The sequence below is a fragment of the Paenibacillus sp. MDMC362 genome, assembly GCF_003269305.1.
Taxonomy (GTDB): Bacteria; Bacillota; Bacilli; order Paenibacillales; family Paenibacillaceae; genus Paenibacillus_AQ.
Window position 1 is genome coordinate 80,541 of sequence record NZ_QLYT01000021.1, and the last position, 21,595, is coordinate 102,135.

At 50.2% G+C, this 21,595-nt stretch carries 14 protein-coding genes and 1 pseudogene; 2 read left to right on the plus strand and 13 right to left on the minus strand.

Annotation, left to right across the window (positions count from 1 at the left end):
- Positions 1-82: 82 nt before the first annotated feature.
- Both DP091_RS11265 and DP091_RS11270 read left to right on the plus strand, forming a co-directional pair.
- On the plus strand, positions 83-985 hold the full coding sequence (locus tag DP091_RS11265; protein ID WP_113058414.1) for a LysR family transcriptional regulator: 903 nt from the start codon (positions 83-85) through the stop codon (positions 983-985).
- A gap of 174 nt (positions 986-1,159) precedes the next feature.
- Positions 1,160-2,083, plus strand: coding sequence for a S66 peptidase family protein (locus DP091_RS11270; protein ID WP_113058415.1), 924 nt, complete (start codon positions 1,160-1,162; stop codon positions 2,081-2,083).
- Between the two features lie 325 nt (positions 2,084-2,408).
- On the opposite strand, the gene helD is transcribed toward DP091_RS11270, so the two are convergent.
- The 13 genes and pseudogenes from helD to DP091_RS11335 all read right to left on the minus strand — a co-directional run bounded on the left by helD (position 2,409) and on the right by DP091_RS11335 (position 21,577).
- Positions 2,409-4,826 carry an RNA polymerase recycling motor HelD gene (gene helD / locus DP091_RS11275; RefSeq protein ID WP_113058416.1) on the minus strand — a complete coding sequence of 806 codons (2,418 nt, stop codon included), beginning with the start codon at positions 4,824-4,826 and terminating at the stop codon, positions 2,409-2,411.
- 322 nt (positions 4,827-5,148) lie between these two features.
- Positions 5,149-5,565 (minus strand): annotated as a pseudogene (locus DP091_RS11280) (aldo/keto reductase); the annotation flags it as partial.
- 81 nt (positions 5,566-5,646) lie between these two features.
- Positions 5,647-6,114 carry a DUF2269 family protein gene (locus DP091_RS11285; protein WP_113058417.1) on the minus strand — a complete coding sequence of 156 codons (468 nt, stop codon included), beginning with the start codon at positions 6,112-6,114 and terminating at the stop codon, positions 5,647-5,649.
- A gap of 15 nt (positions 6,115-6,129) precedes the next feature.
- Positions 6,130-6,735 carry an NAD(P)-dependent oxidoreductase gene (locus DP091_RS11290; RefSeq protein ID WP_181469778.1) on the minus strand — a complete coding sequence of 202 codons (606 nt, stop codon included), beginning with the start codon at positions 6,733-6,735 and terminating at the stop codon, positions 6,130-6,132.
- 24 nt (positions 6,736-6,759) lie between these two features.
- Positions 6,760-7,233, minus strand: a complete 474-nt coding sequence (locus DP091_RS11295) for a MarR family winged helix-turn-helix transcriptional regulator (RefSeq protein WP_306438113.1) — start codon at positions 7,231-7,233, stop codon at positions 6,760-6,762.
- A gap of 293 nt (positions 7,234-7,526) precedes the next feature.
- On the minus strand, positions 7,527-9,470 hold the full coding sequence (locus tag DP091_RS11300) for a beta-N-acetylhexosaminidase (protein WP_113058420.1): 1,944 nt from the start codon (positions 9,468-9,470) through the stop codon (positions 7,527-7,529).
- A 100-nt stretch (positions 9,471-9,570) separates the two neighbouring features.
- Positions 9,571-11,796 (minus strand): beta-glucosidase family protein, encoded by a 2,226-nt coding sequence (locus DP091_RS11305; protein ID WP_113058477.1) that lies wholly within the window; start codon positions 11,794-11,796, stop codon positions 9,571-9,573.
- A gap of 35 nt (positions 11,797-11,831) precedes the next feature.
- Positions 11,832-14,378 carry a glycoside hydrolase family 3 N-terminal domain-containing protein gene (locus tag DP091_RS11310; RefSeq protein ID WP_113058421.1) on the minus strand — a complete coding sequence of 849 codons (2,547 nt, stop codon included), beginning with the start codon at positions 14,376-14,378 and terminating at the stop codon, positions 11,832-11,834.
- Between the two features lie 47 nt (positions 14,379-14,425).
- Positions 14,426-15,310, minus strand: coding sequence for a carbohydrate ABC transporter permease (locus DP091_RS11315; RefSeq protein WP_113058422.1), 885 nt, complete (start codon positions 15,308-15,310; stop codon positions 14,426-14,428).
- Positions 15,311-15,322: 12 nt separating this feature from the next.
- Complete coding sequence (locus DP091_RS11320) at positions 15,323-16,192, minus strand: ABC transporter permease (protein WP_113058478.1); 870 nt, start codon at positions 16,190-16,192, stop codon at positions 15,323-15,325.
- Between the two features lie 396 nt (positions 16,193-16,588).
- Positions 16,589-18,103 (minus strand): ABC transporter substrate-binding protein, encoded by a 1,515-nt coding sequence (locus DP091_RS11325; RefSeq protein WP_113058423.1) that lies wholly within the window; start codon positions 18,101-18,103, stop codon positions 16,589-16,591.
- Between the two features lie 95 nt (positions 18,104-18,198).
- Positions 18,199-19,818, minus strand: a complete 1,620-nt coding sequence (locus tag DP091_RS11330) for a response regulator (RefSeq protein WP_113058424.1) — start codon at positions 19,816-19,818, stop codon at positions 18,199-18,201.
- Positions 19,793-21,577 (minus strand): sensor histidine kinase, encoded by a 1,785-nt coding sequence (locus DP091_RS11335; RefSeq protein ID WP_113058425.1) that lies wholly within the window; start codon positions 21,575-21,577, stop codon positions 19,793-19,795. The genes DP091_RS11330 and DP091_RS11335 overlap by 26 nt, the downstream gene beginning before the upstream one ends.
- Between the last annotated feature and the right edge of the window lie 18 nt (positions 21,578-21,595).

A 21,595-nucleotide genomic window follows, 5' to 3' on the forward strand; every position in this document is an offset into this window, starting at 1 on the left:
TTAAGCGTTGACAGAAGAAGAAGCCGGAGCAACAATAATCATTGAGCATGATACACGATGCACTAGAAAGCAGGTGTCAGCAATGGAGTTAAAACAACTGCAATATTTCATGGCCATTTGTGAAGAGCTTCATTTCACGAGAGCAGCCGAAAAAATGGGAGTCAGTGCACCCAACATTAGCCAGCAGATAAGAAGATTGGAGGAAGAACTCGGAGTTCTATTGTTCGATCGTGTGGGAAAAACCATTGTCCTTACAGACGCTGGAGCCATTCTTCGTGAACACGGCACTGCCGTTTTCAGGCATCTGCAGCAAGCGGGCGACGCTATTTCAGATCTGAAGCAAATGCAAGGCGGATCCCTTTCCATCGGGGTCTTGCCCGGTGACGCGGATCTCATGTTCAATGCCATGTTATTAAACTTTCATCAGACCTATCCCACCATCTCGCTGTCCCTGTTGGAAACCACGAAAGTAACCGAACAAGTCCTGGACCGAAGCATCGATGTCGGCGTAACCATTGGACCTGTTATGGATGAACGTCTCACGACAATTCCCCTGTTTCATGAGGAGTTCTCATTGGCGGTAAGTATGAATCATCCCCTTGCCACGGAGAACTTCATCCCCTTAAACAGGCTGCAAGGCTTAAAGATGGTCATGTTCCCAGGAGACCATCAATGCCGCAAGCTGATTGACCGTTTTTGCATGGATAGCGGGTTTACACTACAGTCGCATTTGGTGACAACAACGTTATCTTCCCTCCTTCAGATGGTACAGAGCGGAGTCGGCGCTTGTGTTCTGCCAAGACTTCTATTGGAGAATCTTCACAATCCGGACATCAAGGTCGTGCACCTCAGGAATCCTACGCCTTCTCAGGACATTTGTCTGATCTACCGCAGCGACAGGTATGTCGGATATGCCATGCGCACGTTTATCAAGACTTTGAGAGCCTATATCGAGACGGCTATCCGTCAATCGAAGTCTTCCTAGAAGGTTGTAACGCCGAATAACAAGCCGGCTCAAAACCTTTCCTCTTCCACGATCACAACTAAGCATACGCGCATTCAAGAACTTTTTTTAGTACTGCATTGCGAATATAGCCAATATATTCTAAAGACATGATCATAATAGCTTTCTCTATTCTCAGGGAAGGAAGAAAAGGATATGCCGATACCTCCGCCAATCTTGCAGAGGGGCGATACCGTTGGAATCGTTACCTTGGGCAGCCCGCTCGCTGCAGATATCATTAATGCACGAATCGAATTTTTGAGAGCAATGGAGCTTAATGTTGTATTGGGTCAATATGTATATGCGCAGAACGGGTTTCTTGCCGGCACAGACGAGCAGCGAGCCTCCGATTTAATGATGATGTTTCGAGATGAGCAGGTAAAAATGATACTGCCTACCAGAGGCGGTACAGGCGTGGCCGGTATACTTCCGTACCTTGATTATAATGAGATACGAAATAATCCAAAAATCGTCACGGGGTACAGCGACATCACGGTACTATTAAATGTACTGCATCAATATGTAGATTTAATAACATTCCATAGTCTGATGCTTATTGACTTCAAACCCGAAACGCCTGCTTATAGTTTTGATCAGTTTTTTTCCGCGACATCCGTGTATTCACTAACCCGGCCAATCTTGAATCCGCCGGGGATGCCGCTGATAAGCCGCATTCCGGGCAACGTTACGGGGCAGCTTGTGGGCGGTAATCTCACATCGTTTGTCGATACGCTGGGCACGCCATACGAAATCGATACAAGGGGTAAGATTCTCGTTCTTGAAGAAACCCACGAACCCACCAATACCGTCTACAGATATTTGAACGATTTGAAGCTTGCCGGAAAATTTAATGACTGCATCGGCATTATTATGGGAGAATGCTCAGGCTGCCAGGCTGCTTATGGCATATCCTATGAAGATTTAATCAACGAATTTGTTGTACCTCTCGGTAAGCCGCTTATAACAAATCTTGCTACAGGACATGGGATTTATAAAGCCGCTTTGCCGATTGGCGCAACAGTGCAACTCGATTCCGTCAATAATAGAATAACTATGGTTGAACCTACAGTCAGCGTTTAACTTTGGCTAAGACGATAAGAGGCAATGACTATCGACAAGCCCCACAATTCTGAGCCCGCAAGGAAAGTCCCCTACCCTTGTAATGAATGACGCACGTCTCAGACTTATAAGCGCAAAAAAACAACCTCGGCCGACTAACGGCTAAGGCTGTTTGCATGTTTTCATACGCGCGAGTCAGCGCCTTTGTTCATAGGAACTGACATGAGCTTTCCGATCCTCGAGCTGTTTATGGATCATAACAGCTCGAGGATCAAACAAATCTGTTCTCGAAGATTGGCCGAATCATGAGCGGCAGCTTACGGCGGAGAGTGCCATTACCGATCCGTCAATATGCTGCTTTCTCATACAAATCAGCAGGCAATGCTTGCACGAATGGTGACCAATCGTCCGTTGTGTATACATGAAGTCGGTGCATGGCCCGCGTACATGCTGTATACAGAAGTTTGCGATCGTTATCCCGGCTGTAAGCTTGAGGTGATGCCTCATAAATCAGAACGGCGTCAAACTCAACACCCTTGGCGAGATATACGGGAATCACCATTACTCCTTTTTCGAAGGCGGCCGTCTCCTTCGTAATGAGCTGCAATGCTTCGCTTCCTTGCTCCCGTAAAGATTCAAAGGCTGCGCGGCTTTCAGCCGCAGTCTTCGTGATGATGGCAATAGAGTCAAAGCCCTCGGCTTTAAGTGCCGGGATGTCTTTCAATATTCGTGCATCACGCATTTCTTCGTCTTTTAACTTCACAAGAAGCGGCCTCGGTCCGCTCCTGTCAAAAGGGACGATTTCCGACTCATCAGAGAGCAGCGTTTTCGTGAATTCCACAATCTCCCTTGTTGAACGATAGCTGCGCACAAGGCGGATCAAGCAAGTTTCGGCTTCACCATAAAGTCGAGTAAGCGGCGAATCGGACTCTTGAAGCTTGGTAGACTGCGTAAAGATCGCCTGCCCGAAATCACCGAGTACGGTCATGCGCGCACGCGGAAATAGTTTCTTGAGATACTCATATTGAAACGGCGAATAATCCTGCCCCTCATCGACGAATACATGACGAATCTCCGTGTTCGTTCGAACGCCTTCGATCAATTCTTTTAAATACAGATACGGAGTGGCATCCTCATAGAATAATTCGAGCCGGTCCAGCTTTTCTTTGGTTTGCCTACAAATTTCAGACCATAGAACGGGGATCTCGGTCTCATTTGTCTTCTCTCGATAAGCAGCTTCGTCATCAAACAATTGGACGTATAAGCTTTGGACATCGATAAACGAAAATCTCCTCACCCCTTGCCTTAGCGGTTTGAAGCTCATCTTCACAATCCTTTGGCTGAGAATGTCTTCCTCCCGCTCGGCGAAGTCAAAGTCACCTTCATCTTCTCTGCGCTTATTGCTTATTTTCTCGTAAACAACGGCATAACGCTCGGAGATATCAAACACTTCCCTATCCTTATGCAGCTCGCTGAATACGTCCGCATATTGCTCGTTGTCGAGGTATTGGAGCTCCTCCTCAACCCAGGACGCCCTCCGCTCTTTGCGCTCTAATAATGAAAGTTCCTTCAGAAGCCACTTTTGTAAGAGATCAACACGATTGGCTACGCTCAAGGAAGGATCGTAGCTGTAAAATTGGGTTCTCATTTGCTCCGACGTTATCAGAACACGATCCCGAAACCGAATGCCTTTGAACAGCATGCCTTCCCGCCCCAACCACTTCGCATAGTTCTGCAGGGCCCTCATGAAAGCTTCGGATGCCTTGTATTTCATCCCTTGAAGACGAGCCTCGTAATTCGGAGTTGATTGTGCGGTCAGCACATATTCGATCTGATTGAAGGGATCCTCGACATGGAAGGATGAGCCCAGCCAATATTCGAGATATTCCTGAAAAGTCGTCTGCTGCATGTTCTCCTCGCCGAGCTCGGGAAGGACAGTGGATACATAACTGTTGAACATATGATTCGGCGAGAAAAGTACGATCTGGTCTGCCTTAAGCGAATCGCGGTTTTTGTATAGCAAATACGCCACACGTTGCAAGGCTGCGGAGGTCTTCCCACTGCCAGCCGCCCCCTGCACGATAAGCAGCCGGCTATGGTCGTTTCGGATGATGGCGTTCTGTTCCTTCTGGATGGTTGATACGATACTCTTCATTTGGGAGTCCGCGCCTTTGGCCAGCATTTGCTGGAGCAGCTCGTCGCCGATCGTTACGCTCGCATCAAACATATGACGGATTTGCCCATTCTGAATCTGATACTGCCGTTTCAACTCCATCATCCCCGTGATCTGGCCGACCGGCGTGACGTAAGAGGCTGCACCGGGGGAATGGTCGTAGTAAAGACTTGCGATGGGACTGCGCCAATCATAAACCAGGAAGCTCAATTCGTCTTCATCGACGAAGGATGATACGCCGATATAAATCTGCTCGCTCACATTCAGGCCGTCCTCTAGAAAATCAACACGACCAAAATAAGGAGACGGCAGCAGCCGATGTAAGCTCCTCCATTGCTGCGTCAGAAGCCGGTGACGACGCTCCCTTTCGGATAACACCGCAGCCTGCTGTTTAATCGTATAAAATGTTTCTTCAAACTCTTCGTCCGAGCTCGTGTTGACCGTAACCTCTTCCCAGAATCGCCTGCGAATCTCGGCAGCCTGATCGCGCATCCCGGTAACGCTTGGTTCCAACTGATCGATCCTCGCCTTCATCTTTCCCCTTACCTGATCCAGCCGTTCTTGCTCTAACTGCCATTCCTTCGCTTCCATGTTTTACTGAACACACTCCTTCTCCATCTGGTCCGAAAAAAGTGCATTGACAAATCAGGATCACCGATGTACAATTAGATTAGGAATAGTAATTATAATATCGAATTAATCTTGATTTTCAATTGCGCTGCTGATTATAACATAGCGCTTTTTTGTGTTCAATCGTTTTTTTGTACTCCTTGGCGCATCTGCCAAGCTTTTTTTATTTTCCCGTAAAATCAAAAAAACAGGGTGCAGGAAGAGATCCTGCAACCCGGTTTTATCCAAAGTTAGTCCGCTGGTGTTTACGTGTTTTTCTTTAAGATGGTTTGGTCATGACAGGTTATAACGCGCCCACAACCCGGTGAGGTACATACGGCTCTTCAAGGGAAGCAATCTCCTCCGGTGTGAGATTGACCGAAAGAGCAGCTGTTGCATCTTCGAGATGCGAAATTTTGGTCGCACCAACGATAGGTGCTGTAACCGGTTTTTTTTGCAGCAACCAGGCAAGAGCTACCAATACACGGGGAATGGCTCGCTCTGCCGCAATCTTTGCAACCCGCTCCACAATTACCCGGTCGGCATCGGCAGTGGCATCGTACTTGGATTTTTGAACCATGTCTGTTTCGGAACGGTGCGTCGTTTCCGACCAATCGCGTGTCAATCGTCCCGACGCTAGAGGGCTGTAGGGAATCACCCCGATTTTTTCGGATTTGCATAGCTGCATCATTTCGCGCTCTTCTTCGCGGTAAATGAGGTTATTGTACCGCTTATTTATATTGGCGCGATTTCTGTGACTTAGTATGCCTATTGGATCGGCAGGCTCTCCCAGGTATTATACTCATACCTTAAATTCGGGCTTAATTACCATAAGGAGAATAATCATGACTGCTATTAGGTTTGCCACCACATCTCGGGATTGCTTTCTTTGAAATAACGTCTTGTATTCTGAGGAAATCTCGTTAGGCCCTGACGAATTGGACGCGATCCCTTGCATTTGTTTCAGGATGGGTTCAACCGCAAAGATCGCATACATGCCTGAGATAAAAAACAACACTAGCGAAGCAATGTACCATTCCGTTTGAAACAAGTAAGGGTTCATCCAGCCCATCAGTAATCCTGAGATGAGGATGACACCAAATGAAACATTGGCATTTCGGTTCAATTTTTCAACGATATGATGAGCATATTTCAACTGTTCCGCCGACTTCGCCCGCTTCAAAATCATATTGAACAGAAACACCGGTCCAACTCCAAAAATTGCGGATAGAATATGGAATACTAACAGTGAAGTATACAGGTAATACATCTCATCATCCCCTCTCTATTCCTTGCTCCAAGTAACACAATATATTTTCCTGAAGCTCGCATTGTTATCAAGCGCATCAACTAATACCTTAGCCAAGTCTGCTCTAGAAATTTGATATGGACCGGAAGGGAAACCATGACGTTGTTCCTGTACCCTTATCTTTCCGGTTGAAGGGTCGTGAGCTGGTCGGTAGATACTCCAATCAAGGTCACACTCCTGTATGACCTTCTCGGCTTTATCAAGTTCCGTCAATTCGTGACGAAAGATCCATCTTGCGAACGATGAGAAGATTCTGGGGCGTTTGGCTTCAAGTAAATAAGAGCTGACAAAAATGAGACGCCGGATATTCCTTTCCTGCATCGAGCTGATCATTGTTTTCGTAACGCCGGCTATATCGGTTTTACCGCCGATAATCGCAATTACTGCATCACTTCCGTCAATCGCTTGAAGAACGTCCGTTTTATGAAGTCCATCTCCAGTTACAACCTTGTCAAAGCTCTGATCCATACTTAACAACTGCGGACGTCTTGTAAATGCAATAAGCTTGTGCCCACGAGTCTTACCGTACTTTAGAACCTCCAGACCTGTCGGACTCGTTGAACCTATGACGGTTATTCTCACATCCATCTCCCCTACTCATTAGAATCACTGACGAGTTGAAGTTTGTACATGTTTGTTCAAATTGTTTAATATGATTTTTAACAACCTCATTAATTCCAAGTACTCCTCTGCCGAGATCCCTTCTGTTCCGATCTCCATTAATTCTGCTAGCGCTTCCTCAATCTTCGGAACGACTGCCCTTCCGGAATCGGTTAGATATATCTTTTGGTTCCGTAGATCGACGGGGTCAATTTCTTTGCGAATGTAACCCTCAGATTCAAGCTTGCGGATCGCCTTTGCCGTCGTTGTTTTGTCGACCATCAATTGCTCGCTTAGTGTTTTCTGATTCACCTCCTCTTTCATTGAAAGCATCAGCAAAAACATGTGTTGCCCAAATCCTAAGCGAAGCGGGGCAAGACGCGGAGTAAGCAGCATATGCAAATGTCGATTAATTGCGGTTATTTCTTTTCCGTACGATTCGTTCTGAAATTCCATCCTTTTCATCATATTCAACCCCATTAGTATAATTGGCCAACTGTATACATTATATTTGAATTTAGTTGGGTGTTGCAACCATTTTCAACAGAGTTGTGTTTGTTTACCATTCCAAGCTTCCGCTTTCGAATATTTTCTATCCATCTTGATAATAAATAGCGATCCTCCATAAAAAAAAGCCGCGATTATCGCGACTTTGATGCTATGTGTATATCCTCGTACAAATGAAATTTCTTCCTGCAACTCACCAAACATGACTCCGGACTACCTCTCTCATTTTATGAAGTTTGACGTGTTGCAGGCCTCTGCTCTAAAACCTATTCTTGAGTTTGCCGAATCCCTTCGTATTGGTCAAGCAGTGTATACATCGCTCGGGTGCTGGTTATAAGACCGCCTTCCTTATTGCGGATCCGCCATAATCGATTAAATTCTTCAATAACCAGCTTGAGCTGAGAATCCAGATCAATGATGCAGTTGACCTCATCTTGAGCATCAGACATATCGATCCGACACATATATCGGTGAATCCCAACCGCCTGTTCAATTAACCGCAGGGTATTCCGCAGCTCGTCTGTAATGACGTCGGCATCGCGGACTTGAAGATCAAGTCTTTCCAGCTGTTCTTTACGCTTCTCCAGCCACGCCAGCATGTCTTGATATTGAAAATCCAGCTGAAACGAGTCGACTGTCGTTCCGTTAAGCTCTGCAAATATCCGCAAAAACAGGCTGAGTTCTTTCTCCAGCTGCTCCCGGCTCTTTAATCCGCGGGTCAGCAAAGCACTCAGATAGGTGCCGTTATCAAGCGAGCTGTTCTCCAAATGATAGTATCGTCCCAATTCCATCAGGAAATGCCCGATCTCACCGCTGGCGTCTTTAAATACGCACTCCGACAGATACCTCTTCAACTCATCTTCTCTTTGCAGGTTACCTTCCGTATACCAGCTTAACCCGGCTGCGTAGGCATACCCCGGATAGCTGATCGCCGGCACCTGCCAATGTCCGTTATCGCCCCAGTCAGTCACGATAAGCCCTCCGGCCCGGAATTTCCGGCCTTGAATTGCTGCGTCGGCGATATTGTTCAGCATATTGTCGGTTCGACCGGACAGAGAGGACCAGGAACTCGTTCCAGGACATACGTAATAGGATATTCCGTTCTTCTGCAGCATGCTGCAGTGCTCGGCAAAAGAAATGCTGCTGTCATAATTCCAATCGAGGATCGTCACATCGTCCGGGATTCGTTCGGCTACTTCCGGATGGCGTGTCAATACATCTCCCCACATCATCGCTTTCTTTCCGTGGCTTCGAACGATATCCGTCACGCCCGCTGCATACTCCATATACAGCGGGCCCAATCCGATCGCATCGCATCGCTGCTTGCTTTTGCCGGACCCAAGACCAAACGGCTCATCCATATTGATGTTCACCCAATCGGATGTGAACGCTGGCAGCAATTCGTCGAACATCCCCCGGATCAAATCTAGAGAACGCGGATCCACGGGATTCAAGGTGGTGGGAGGGAATGTCAACGGAAACGGAGCTTCAATCGGCATTCCGTCCGGATGCTCCGCAAGCTCCCGGTACGCAGGTTTGCTCAGCCAGTCTCCCATATGACCCAGGCAATTCTGGTTCGGCACGAGATCGATAAATCGACTGGCAGCGTATGCATTCAATCTCCGGAACTCCTCCGCAGTCATGGGCGTGCTTTCAGGGAACGCCGTCTTATGCTGTTTATATTCGAAGCAGTATCCCTCCATATACAGCTGCAGATGATTTAGCTTTAACCTCTCCATCTGGTCAATCAGCTGGAACAGCTCGGTCAGCTTCGGAATTTTGCTCCGTCCGATATCCAGCATCAAGCCGCGTACCGGGTAATCGGGCTCATCTTCTATTCGAAAGCAACTCCAAGTAAGGCCTTGGCGAGAGAGCAGCTGCTCCAAGGTAACCACCGCATAATTCAACCCGGCCGGTTGACTGTATACGATATGGAGACCTGCTTCATCCCATTGTAAGACATAGCCTTCCGGGTGCAGTCCCTCCTGTAAAGAGACCGATATCGGAATGGATGAATCTGTTGAAGGATCATCCTGAAAAGAGCCAGTCAACGCCTGCTCCAATCGAATTTTCAGTCTCACCTGCTCCACGGCTGGGACTGCTCTTTCCTGAATATCATACGTAACGCTGACCGACCAGCTGCTCTCTCCACCCAACCATTTCACAAGTCGCGGCCGTGGATACAACGGCATGGGCTGCTCATGTTTCATTGAATAGACACTTCCTTTCCCTGATCCGACACATGAAGAATTTATTCATATCATGGTTGTGGTAATGTTTGAATTAGCTATTCTTAGCGACTCATTCAAGTCAGCTGTTCAAAAAGTCAATCAGGTCACTCAGCTGCTTCTCTGTCGTTTTGCCGCCGCTGAACGACAACAAGCCGCGCAATGGCAAGGCGTCCAGGAACGCCCGAAACATTTCCGCATGGGAACTGTCTTCAATCGCGGATGCAAACGGGAGCTTGCCGATAAAATCCTCTACGAAAGCCGCGCCTTTGGCGGTCATTTTCAAATCCGAAACGGTAGAGTTGCGATGGAATACGATCTCCCGCACGGTTGTGGATTGTACCTCAACGATCTCCGTAAGGACGATGTCACGGGAGGACCTGCCGATTCGAACTTCAAATTTGCCGCTCTCGACGACCCAGTCCTTCAGCTCAACGTCATAATAGGCGAAGGTTCTGCGATCCAGTTCGAAGGTAACGGTCTTTGCTTCGCCCGGCGCCAATTCCACCTTGTCAAAGCTCTTCAGCTCCTGTTCAGGCCGAATCACGCTGCTCTCCATATCATGTACATAGAGCTGAACGATCTCCTTGCCAGGTCGGGCTCCCTTATTCGTCACATCGACGGTAACGGTGAGTTTCTCACGATCTTTTAGCTGCTTTTTATCAACCGTCAGATTGGAATATTCGAATGTGGTGTAGCTCAGCCCGTGACCGAAAGGAAACAGGGGAGCCAGCTGTTTCGAATCATAGTAGCGGTATCCGACAAACAAACCTTCGCGGTATTCGACGCGGTCGCCTTCCCCGGGAAAAAACAAGTACGAGGGATTGTCGCTCAGCTTCACCGGGAACGTCTCGGCCAACTTTCCGGACGGGTTCGCGTCACCAAACAGAATGTCCGCGATGGCTCCGCCAAGCGCTTGCCCGCCCAGATACGCTTCCAGCACGGCCTTGGCTTCCCCAAGCCACGGCATCTCCACCGGTGCGCCGTTGCTGAGCACCACTGCCAGATTCGGCTGCACTTTCGCTATCGCTTCGATCAGAGCGATCTGATTCGGTGGAATCCGCAGATGCTTCCGGTCAAAGCCTTCCGATTCATAACGGTTTGGCAGCCCGGCAAAAACAACGGCAACGGTAGCCTCGGATGCGAGGGCAAGCGCGTCCTGAAGCAGCTGCGGGTCAATGTCCTCTTCGTTCAGCTTATAGCCGGGCGCGTAATGGATCTTCGCATCGCCGGCCGATGCCTCTAATTCTCCTAAGATATCGTCCAGCCGGGTCGGACGAATCTTGGAGCTGCCGCTGCCCTGATAGCGAGGCTCTTTAGCTAATTCGCCGATGACGGCAATGCGGCCGCTTCGGGCCAAAGGCAGCAGTCCGCCTTCATTTTTAAGCAGCACCATACTCTCTTGAGCCACCTCGCGAGCCAGACGGTGATGCTCCGCCTGATCGAAGGCCGCATCAGGCTTTCGCTGATCTATGGCTTTGAAGATCACGGCAAGCAGACGCTCAACCGCAGCGTCCAGCTTGGACTCGGGCAGCTGGCCGTTTCTTACGGCCTCTACAATTTTTGCGTCCCCCTCGCCGTGGCTTGACGGCATCTCCAGCTCCATTCCTGCCGCGAGCGCCTTGACCCGCTCATTAACCGCACCCCAATCCGAAATGACAAAGCCTTCATGGCCCCATTCGTTTTTCAAAATATCGGTCAGCAGGGTCTCATTCTCGGAAGCAAATTCTCCGTTCACTTTATTGTAGGAGCACATCACCGTCCACGGCTGTGCTTGCTTGACGGCGCCTTCAAAACTGGCCAAGTAGATTTCACGCAGCGTCCGCTCGTCGACCACCGAGTCCGACGTCATCCGCCGATGCTCCTGGTTGTTGGCCGCGAAATGCTTGAGTGAGGTCCCGACCCCTTGACTCTGAACCCCCCGGATATGATGGGTCGCCATCTCGGTTGATAAATAAGGATCCTCAGAGAAATACTCAAAGTTGCGTCCGCATAAGGGCGAACGCTTGATATTAGCCCCAGGCCCCAGCAATACGGCTACGTTCTCCGTCTGGCATTCTCTGCCCAGCGCTTCGCCCATCCGGTAGATCAAGTCACGGTTCCATGAGCTCGCTACGCCCGCCGCCGACGGAAAACATGTTGCAGGCACGCTGTCGAACAAGCCCAGATGGTCAGCCGAGGCCCGCTGCTTGCGAAGCCCGTGCGGTCCGTCCGTCACCATAACGGATGGAATGCCCAGCCGCTCGATCCCTTTCGTATGCCAATTGTCCTTACCGGAGCAAAGGCTCGCCTTCTCCTCCAAGGTCATCTGCGAAACCAGTGCTTTCAAATCCCGCTGATTGGTCAATTCAATTCCTCCCCGTTATGATTCATTTCATCCAGCAATTCAAACTCTATCCCATCCGATAGATCCCGGCTGCTGGAACCGATGTACACCTTGAATGTGCCGGGCTCAGCCGTGTAGCCGGAAGCCGGCGACCAGAACGTCAATTCCTCGACTTTAATCGTAAACGTAACCTCCCGGCTCTCTCCCGGTTCCAGCCATACTTTCCGGAAGCCCTTCAGCTCTTTAACCGGTCTTACAATACTCCCGCAGCAGTCCTGAATGTACATCTGAACGGTTTCCTCCCCGGAAACACCGCCCGTATTCGTCACTTTCACCGTGACCATAATCGTACCATCCGCCGTCATTTCGCGACGGTCCAGGGTGATCGCCGATATATCAAAAGTCGTATAACTCAGCCCATATCCGAATGGATATAACGGGTCATTCGGTCCGTCCAAGTATTTGGATATGAATTTATCCTTTCCATTCGTATCCGTTACCGGTCTGCCGGTGTTAAAGCTGTTGTAGTATACTGGCACCTGCCCGATGCGGGCGGGAAAGCTCATCGTCAGCTTCCCTGACGGGTTGTAATCTCCTGTCAACACGTCTGCGATCGCGTGACCTGCCTGCGAGCCTAGGAACCAGGTTTCCAGAACGGCATCGACATGCCGGTCATACCAGTCCAGGACCAGCGGGCGTCCGTTCGTCAGGACAAGAACCGTCGGTTTGCCTTCCGCGATCACGGCTTCCGCCAGCCGCTGCTGCGCCTTGGGAATAACGATATCCATACGGGAAGCCGCTTCACCCGACATATCGCTGCTCTCACCCAGCGCCAGAACGACGATATCGGCCTCTCTCGCCTGTAAGATTGCAGCCTCGATTCCGCCGTCAATGGCTTTATTCACGCCGCTACCTTGAGCGTAGAGGAGGCGCTCCGCAGGAATGCCTTTCTCTAGCAGCCCTTCGTACAGGGTCACCGTTTCATGGCCGTACCGGGAGAACTGCCACGGTCCGAGCAGGTCCTTGCTATCGGCAAACGGACCTATCAGCGCGATTTTGCCGGCATCCTTTGCCAGCGGGAGCACGCCGGCGTTCTTGAGCAGAACGGCCGATTTGCGCGCCAACTCCAAACTTGCCTGCAGATGCACTTCGTTAAAGTGATATTGGATTTCTTTCTCAGGGCGAATATATCGATATGGGTCGTCCATTATACCTGTTTTGTACTTCACGTATAAAATGCGGCGAACAGCATCATCGATTTGCCGTTCGCTCACCTTACCTTCCCTGACCAGCGCGGGCAGATGATCGAAAGCCCGTGTCACCATCTCAATGTCCATCGTGGCATGAACAGCTTTATGCGCAGCCTCCTTCGTATCCTTCGCGTGTCCGTGAATCCGAATCTCGTCAACCGAGCCGTAATCGGAAATGAGGATTCCGTCAAATCCCAGCTCTTCCCGAAGCAGCTCTTTCAGTATGAACGTATTTGCCGCAACCGGGACTCCCTGATAAATATTAAAGGCGTTCATCACCGAGCCGGCTCCCGCTTCCACAGCAGCCTTAAACGGCGGAAGGTATACGTTTCGAAGCGTGCCCTCCGAGATGTCCACACTGTTATAATCCCTGCCGGCTTCCGCTGCCCCATAGGCAATGAAGTGCTTCAGGCAGGCGACCAGCGTCTCTTCGCTATGCAGAGACGCTCCTTGGTACCCTGCAACTTGAGCTTTGGCAATTAACGCTCCTAAAAACGGATCCTCGCCGGCTCCTTCCGATACCCTGCCCCAGCGGGCATCACGGGTAATGTCGATCATCGGGCCGTGATTAAATATCGTTCCGGAAGCGCTGGCCTCCTTAGCGGCGATCGCGCACGCTTCTTGGATCGCTTCCATGTCCCAGCTGCTGGACCATGCCAGCGGGATTGGGAAAATGGTCTGCGAGCCGTGGATGACGTCCGCGTGAAACAGCAGCGGAATGCCGTGCGGCGATTGCTCGACGGCTATTCTCTGCAATTCGAATACTCTTGTAATGTCAAAGGCTCCCAGTACCGACCCTGCCCTGCCCTCGGCAATCAGCTTCTCGGGCGGGTCGGATTCCACGGCATTCCCGAAGGAGAAATTGGAGGCCTGGCACTGGCACATTTGACCAACCTTCTCCTCCAGCGACATGTCGGCAAGCAACGCTTCCACAGCCTCTGCAATCTCTTCGTCCGTACGCTCCCGTACCCCGCTCTTTCGATGCACCACTGCTTCCTCCAGCAAGGATTGTGCCAAATAGGGCCCCCGCCCCCTTTCACCTTGAAGGGGGAAGCTCCCGAACGAGGGAATGCGAAGCTCACCGGTGAACGAATCCCCGTCGAACGACAGCTGGACGGAAAGATCCTCATCCGGCTTCCAAAACACTTTGCCCAGTCCCCGTAGTTGGTTGCCCTGCACCGTAACGTCGGGGAATGAGAGCGGTACCGGAAGGGGCTCCATGACGGCATCGAGGGTGTAGCCTGTTTTTTTGCTGATTTTAAACTGTATTTTCATTCGCGGTTTGTCGATGATGCAATGCCAATTTCCTATCATTTCGACTTCACTCCTGTCCTTGGTCATCTTGTTTTATACGTTCTGGTTTAGCCCTTTACCGCACCGATCGTCATGCCTTTAACAAAGTATTTCTGAAAGAACGGATAGGCGACGAGGATCGGCAGGACGCCAATGACGGCCACGGCCATCCGGAATGTCTCGCTTGGCAGCTGCTCCAGTGCATTTCCTGAATTCATGCTGCTGTTGCGGGTCAAATACTGGATATCGCTCATGATCCGGTTCAGAAGATTTTGCAGGCTGAACAGCTCCGGATCCGTTACAAAGACCAATCCGTTATTCCAGTCGTTCCAGTATGCCAGCCCCTGGAACATGCCGACCGTCGCCATAATCGGCAGCGACAGCGGCAGAATGATCTTGTAATACATTCTGAACTCCCCGGCACCGTCCATGCTGGCTGATTCCAGCACCGCCGAAGGGATCGTGGTGGCAAAGAAGGTCCGCATCAGCAGCACATTGAAGCCATTCATGAGCAGCCAGGGGATCAACAGGGCAAGCAGCGTGTTTTTCATATCGAACAGCTGGGTATAGACCAGATAGGTCGGAACCAATCCCCCGTTAAACAGCAGCGTGAAGAACACGATGAACGACAGCACGACACCGCCGGGAAGATCCTTACGGGATAGCGGATAGGCCAGCAGTGAAGTGATGACAAGGCTTGCGCTCGTGCCGATCACCGTGATCAGGATCGTGATCCCGTACGCATGGAAGATCTGTGCTGATTCTCTCCATAGATATTCATATGCGCCCAGGCTGAGCTTGGAGGGGAAGAAGGAATAGCCCTCCACGGCAATCGTGTGATCGTCCGTGATCGATGAGATAAACAGCAGGATGAACGGAAGAATACACGCCAGGGAAAAAACAATCATGATCATGTGCGCTGCCCATTGCAGACCGCGAGATTCGTTTTTCATATGGATCGCTCCTTAGAACAAAGCATTGTTTTTATCAATTTTCCGCACGACATAATTGGAGACCAGCACGAGAACGAAGCCGACCAGCGACTGATAGAATCCTGCCGCCGAGGACATACCGATATCACCGAGCTGCATTAACCCGCGGAATACGTAGGTGTCTATCACATTGGTGGTCGAGAACAGTGCGCCGGAATCCATCGGCACCTGGTAGAACAATCCGAAATCGGAATAGAAGATGCGCCCGATGCCTAGCAGTGTCAAAATGGTAATCACCGGCGTAATCATCGGCAGCGTAATCTTGCGGATCTGCATCCATTTGGAGGCCCCGTCCAGCTTTGCAGCCTCGTAGTATTCGGGATCGATGCCGATGATGGCTGCCAAATAAACGATGCAGGAATACCCCGCTGCCTTCCAAATATGCACGACCGTCAGAATGAAGGGCCAATATTTGGGCTCCGTATACCATGAGACAGGATCCAGCCCAAGTGCCGGAAGCAGCGTCTTGTTCACCATTCCCGTATTCACGCTGAACATGGCGTAAACCAGGTAGCTGACGATAATGATAGAGATGAGAAACGGCAGGATAATAACGCTTTGATAAAAACGTGATGCCACTTTGTTGCGGATCTCGTTCAGCAATATGGCGATACCAACCGAAACGATCAAGCCGAGAACGATAAACGCTGCATTGTAAAGAATCGTGTTACGCGTAATGATAAATGCATCATCCGTTTTGAACAGATACTCAAAGTTTTTGAAGCCGATCCAGTCACTGTCCCATATCCCTTTGCTGTAGTTCACGTCCTTAAAAGCGATGCTTAGACCGAACAGCGGCAAATAATTGTTGATGAGCAGGTAGATAAGCCCCGGCAACATCATGATGTATAGCGGAATGTATTTCCGTAAGGATTTTCGCCCCTTACGGCGTGTTGTACTTGTCACCGCACTTCCCCCTTTTTGCGGCTTAATAGCCGAATCTATATCTTCATTTTAAAGAGCGGACAACCCGGTCACTACCGCTTAGACGACTTCACATTTGTGCTTTCCCGACTTCAGCGTCAGTAGAGAGAACCAAGGACAGAAAACGCGCTGAAACATCCGATTTCCCTTGGAAGCGCTATGCCAACAAAAAAAAGCAGCCCGCCAAGGATTAACCCTGTGCGGCCTGCCGTTCATGCTTCACTTGTTCGATGTGTGCTTAGACTTTAAACATTTCCTCTTCTCTATACAAATAGAAACGGTCACGGAGTATCCCGTAACCGTTCACATAATGTTTTATTTCACGCCGTTGGTTTTAGCCCATTCATCCAATTGCTTCTGTTTCTCCGCAATAATTTTATCGATTCCGGCCGATTTCAATTTGGAGATGAACTCCGGCAAAATCTGTTCCGGGTCTACACTGCCTGTCTCCAGCGGCATTTTATATTGCGTAATGACGTTGCTTACGGCTGCATACTCGGTCTTCACCGGAGAAGCGTCAAACAGGAAGCCCATGGCTTTCGAGCGCTTGGAGCTCTTGTTGAATTCATCCATCTTGGTCCAAATTTCCGGATCGTCGCCATTCATGACATAAGACAGGAACTGATTCCCGAACAGCCAGCCAAGCGGCATTTTATAACCTACCGAATTGTAATCAACGCCTTCCGGATAACCGATCACATTGTCGAAGCCGTCCACCTTTACATAATGGGTGCCTTCGATCCCCCAGTCATACAGGTTCACGGTATCCTTGTCGGTGTACATCAGATTCAAAAATTCCATCGCTTTCTCAGGGGTTTCGGAATTGACCGGAATGCCCCACATCGCGCCCGTCACCGTGCTCGTCGTAGCTACAGGAGGTACGAGCTCTGCAGTGACCAGCTCGAGCCCGGACAGCTTCTTCTCGCTCTCCGCGAAGCCGGGTTTTTGCATAGCCATATAGGCAAAGGCTTTGCCAGCCTTGATCATGTCAAACCGCGTTGCCTGCGTTGTGGCCATATCCTGTGGAATCAGCCCGTCCTGATACCAACCGCGAATCTTGTTGATAAAGTCCGCATATTCCTTCGTTTCGTAATAATTGACAATCTTGAGGCCATTGTCATAGTTCGGAAGAACACCGATCGTGTCATTCAGACTATCGTAGTTGACATAATTTTCTCGGAAGGATTGCCCCGCAGCACCGGTAACCAGCGGTGTCATGGTAGGACCCTCTCCTTCCTTTACCTTCCGCAGCACGGCTTCCACGTCATCAAGCGTCTTGATCGAGGCAACATCGATCTTGTATTTATCAACCAAGTCTTTGCTCATGGTCAGCCCATAGCTGGCCGCCAAATCCCGCACCGTCGGCGTTCCGTATATCTCGCCTCCGATACGCGTCGCTTGCAAATAATCTTTACCCAAGGCGTCGGCGATCCCCTTACCATGCTGTTCAAGCAATTGATCCAGAGGCTTCAGCTGACCTTTCGCAACGATGTTGCTGAAGTTATAACCGGATAGGTACAGCAGATCCATTTTCTCGCCGCTTGCAAACATCAGATTCGTCTGCTGCTCCCAGTCTCCGACAGAAATATGCTCAAATTTGACCTTGGCTTGTATTTTCTCGGCCGCAAACTTGTTGATGGCGTCCTCCACTTGCTGCATATCCTTCGGAATGGAGCCTGCCACCGGAAGCACGACCGTCAGCTCCGTGAGGGCTTTTTGTTCACTTGCCGGCTCATTGTCTTGGTCGGCTGCTTTCCCTCCTCCGCACGCCGACAATAGGATGACGGCGCTCAAGAGCATCGTGGATAGTCGTGCGAATGATTTTTTCATCTGTTCCCCCGCCTTTGTGATTGATATGTTTCTAGCTATATTGTAAGAGGGGACGTGATTGTGCACTGCTCTTATAACGACTTTTCACTGTCACTTTACCGACTTTCCCCGGAGCTGGTGATGCCGGCATGCTCTTGCCGGTACTCGACCGGGCTCATATTCATATATTTTTTGAACATGCGGGAAAAGTGAGAGAAGTTGGCGTAGCCGATTCGCGTCGCAATCGAACTGACGGACAGCTCGGTATTTGCGAGCAGTCCGGCCGCCATGCTCAATCGCTGCTGGAGCAAGTAGTCCGAGATCGACATACCGGTCCCTTTTTTGAAGATTCGGGTCAAATAATCCGGGTTCAAAAACACATGACTCGCGATATCCTCCCGCGACAAATCCTCGGACAGATGCTCGCGGATATAAGCTTTGACTTGCTCTACTACACTTGGCGAATGCTCCACTGAAGACGCAAAATCCATCGCCCTTTGAACGATATGACGAATCCAGTCCAGCGCATCCGTTGCCGAGCGCAACGATTTTGCATATAACTCCAAGGATCGGCTGTCCCTGAGAGGCTGATGCGCCTGGATCCCTTTCAGATGAAGCACATAATAAAGCATTTGCTGAAAATCCTGAATGAATTGGTTCAGTAAATCCGAGGTGAGTGAGTTACCTTCGATCTGAGATCGGATGTAAACCTCCGCCTCCTTCAGTACCTGTCCGCTCGCGCCCTCCTTTAACAGTATCGCCCACATGCTCATATCCGGAAGCATCTGCTGGAGAGCAGCCGACAGCTTCTCATCTTTCAACAAAAAGACGTGATGATCGTAAGCCACATTGCTTTCGTTCATCCGATCCAATTGAATATACATCGAGGCAACCTCATGGCCGTGTGCCGGCTCCCCGATATAACAGGAAACCCCCGCATAGAAGTACTTCCTGCAAGCTTCGATGTACGTTTCACACCTCTCCTTGCTTGTATCGTCATCGGCCGATGCCGGATCCCGGTTGATCAAGGCGAGCCAGCGTCCTTTGTCCAGCGGCACCAGCATGCCATGCTCGGACCGCTCCTGGATGAGTTCCTCGGCGGATTTGCGTATCGCGTATTCGATGATTTTCTCATCGCGCCGCGTGATTTCCTTATTCCATCTCCGAACCTGAATCAGGATGGGGGCAAAAATCATATCCTCCGAATACGGAATATTGCGACTTTCTGCCTCCTTCTTAATTGCCGCGGGGTCGCTCGGAATCGACTGATTCAGAATATCCAGCCAAAAACGCTCGACCAGCAGAGGCTGATGCTGCATCCAGTACTTCCCGTACTGACTGAATTCGGATTGCTCGCGCTCCTGCTCAAGCTTCCCGATCGCTTTCCGCATGACGGATTCAAGATCCGCCAACGGGACTGGCTTCAGTAAGTAATCAAAGCTGCCCAGTTGAATCGCCTGCTTGGCATACTGGAAATCGGCATGGCAGGTAAGGAAAATCGCAACGATTTCCGGATTGTACTCTCGTACCCACTCGAGCAGCTCCAAACCGGACCCTTGCGGCATTTCAATATCGCATAACAGAAGATCCACATGCTCCCGCCGGATGATTTCCATAGCCTGGCCGGCGCTGTGCGCAGTGAAAATCGCAGAAATGCCCAGCTTTGCCCATTCGACGCCTTGCTTCAGCACCTCCACGGCAATGACTTCATCATCCACGATCAGTAAATGACGCATCGTCGCTCAACTCCTTCCCATCCTGTACAGGGCTTACCGGAATGACGAGTTCGACGACCGCCCCGTGCGGATCGTCGTTATAGCAGTCCATCCTTGCCCGATACCCGTATTGCAGGCGCAGCCGTTCCCGTACATTCCACAAGCCAATATGCTCTCTCCCGGCCTCTGCCCCTTGTCCGCTGCGGACCGCCTCCAACACTTCATCCGCGAAGCCTTTACCGGTATCTCGAACGGTCAGACATACGACCGGCTCTTCCGCCAAATCGTCGAGGAACGCTTCAATGACCAGCGTCGTCCGCACGTCGGCCCTTACGGCATGCTTGATCGTATTTTCTACAATCGTCTGCAGCATCAGCGGAGGAACCGGGGTTTCGAGCAGATACTCCGGAACATGAATCTCGCTTTCGAATTGATAGGGAAGCCGCAGCTGTTGAATCCGCAAATAATTTCTCGTATGCTGCAGCTCATCCTTGAATAGAACCAGCGACTGGTTATTGCTCTGGAACATATATCTGAAGTATTGAACCAGACAGAGCGTCATCTCCTGGATCAATTCGTACCGCTTCACCTGTGCCAAGTGGTACAAAATATTCAAGGAATTCATGAAAAAATGCGGGTTGATCTGGAGCTGAAGCTGCTTCAGCTCTGCCCGCTGCTTGCTCAATTGCTCTTCGTAGACGTCAATCTTCAGCTTTTCAATCTGCGACACCATCTGATCTAACGTACGATATACCAGCTGAAACTCCTCGGGAGCGGACGGTACTTTCTCGATTCGCAAATTGAAGTTCCCTTCTCCGATTCTTCGCATTAATTGAACGATCTTCTGCAGCGGCCGAAGCAGCACTTTCCGCAGGAACCACAAGCTGACCGGCAGCAGCAAAATTGCGAATGCGGAGAGGAAGGCAGCCGTTTTTTTGAGATATGGCAGATTTTCGAGGGTCAGCTTGTCCGGAATGACGGCGACCATGCTGATGTCCGCTTTCTTCGAAGTCTCTCCCACGATGAGATAGTCTTTGTCCTTGCCTGACATGTAATAGCTGTTGAAACCATGGGTGAAATCCAATGTTTTATCCTGCAGGGGCTTCGTGTTATAAAGCGGCTTCCCCTGGTCGTCAACGAACAGCATAGCTCCGGTTTCACCCGTGTTCAGAACCGACATCGGCGACATCAAGGTTTTGAGGGATACCCATGACCCGACGCTGATATTGTCATCCCTGAGCAACTTGATCGCGTAATAGGACCCTTCAATCTCTTGCAGCTGCCAGTTCGCCTCCATTCCGTAGAAGCGGTTCTGGCTCGTGCTGCTTTCCTGCAGATAATCTCGCATTTCCAATAATCCGGTATAGGTCATGGACCCTTTGTAGGCCTCAACAAAATCATGCCGCGGCAAAGAATATACGAAAAGTCCGTCAATGTAAGGATAAACCGAAAGATCAGAGGACAGCTTCCGGGAAACATCGCTTTTGGCCATCATATACGTATTGTCCGGCACCGCGTCTTTCATCGTCAGCACACTGACCTCCGATCTGGACAGATTCACCAGATGCCGTTCGATCTCGGAGAGCTGGTTATCGATCTGCCTCATTTGGATGGAGATCATATTTTTATTAGAGACCGCCACCTGATTATGAATGACGTTCACACTGTAATAACTCATATAGATCAGTAAGGCGATTAGAGGGATTGCCACGCCCAAAAGGCCAAGCACCAGCTTGACGCGAATCGAATTCCAAGGAATTGCCTTGATATGGCTGTACATGATGAGACTCCTCTCCCT

Bases quoted from the DNA above. Each gene is read 5' to 3' on its own strand.
- DP091_RS11300 (WP_113058420.1), bottom strand. From the start codon at position 9,470: ATGAAACATGAGCAGCCCATGCCGTTGTATCCACGGCCGCGACTTGTG.
- DP091_RS11330 (WP_113058424.1), bottom strand. From the start codon at position 19,818: ATGCGTCATTTACTGATCGTGGATGATGAAGTCATTGCCGTGGAGGTG.
- DP091_RS11320 (WP_113058478.1), bottom strand. From the start codon at position 16,192: ATGATGTTGCCGGGGCTTATCTACCTGCTCATCAACAATTATTTGCCG.
- DP091_RS11285 (WP_113058417.1), bottom strand. From the start codon at position 6,114: ATGTATTACCTGTATACTTCACTGTTAGTATTCCATATTCTATCCGCA.
- DP091_RS11310 (WP_113058421.1), bottom strand. From the start codon at position 14,378: ATGATAGGAAATTGGCATTGCATCATCGACAAACCGCGAATGAAAATA.
- DP091_RS11315 (WP_113058422.1), bottom strand. From the start codon at position 15,310: ATGAAAAACGAATCTCGCGGTCTGCAATGGGCAGCGCACATGATCATG.
- DP091_RS11265 (WP_113058414.1), top strand. From the start codon at position 83: ATGGAGTTAAAACAACTGCAATATTTCATGGCCATTTGTGAAGAGCTT.
- helD (WP_113058416.1), bottom strand. From the start codon at position 4,826: ATGGAAGCGAAGGAATGGCAGTTAGAGCAAGAACGGCTGGATCAGGTA.
- DP091_RS11305 (WP_113058477.1), bottom strand. From the start codon at position 11,796: ATGACCTTGGAGGAGAAGGCGAGCCTTTGCTCCGGTAAGGACAATTGG.
- DP091_RS11325 (WP_113058423.1), bottom strand. From the start codon at position 18,103: ATGAAAAAATCATTCGCACGACTATCCACGATGCTCTTGAGCGCCGTC.
- DP091_RS11335 (WP_113058425.1), bottom strand. From the start codon at position 21,577: ATGTACAGCCATATCAAGGCAATTCCTTGGAATTCGATTCGCGTCAAG.
- DP091_RS11270 (WP_113058415.1), top strand. From the start codon at position 1,160: ATGCCGATACCTCCGCCAATCTTGCAGAGGGGCGATACCGTTGGAATC.
- DP091_RS11295 (WP_306438113.1), bottom strand. From the start codon at position 7,233: ATGGGGTTGAATATGATGAAAAGGATGGAATTTCAGAACGAATCGTAC.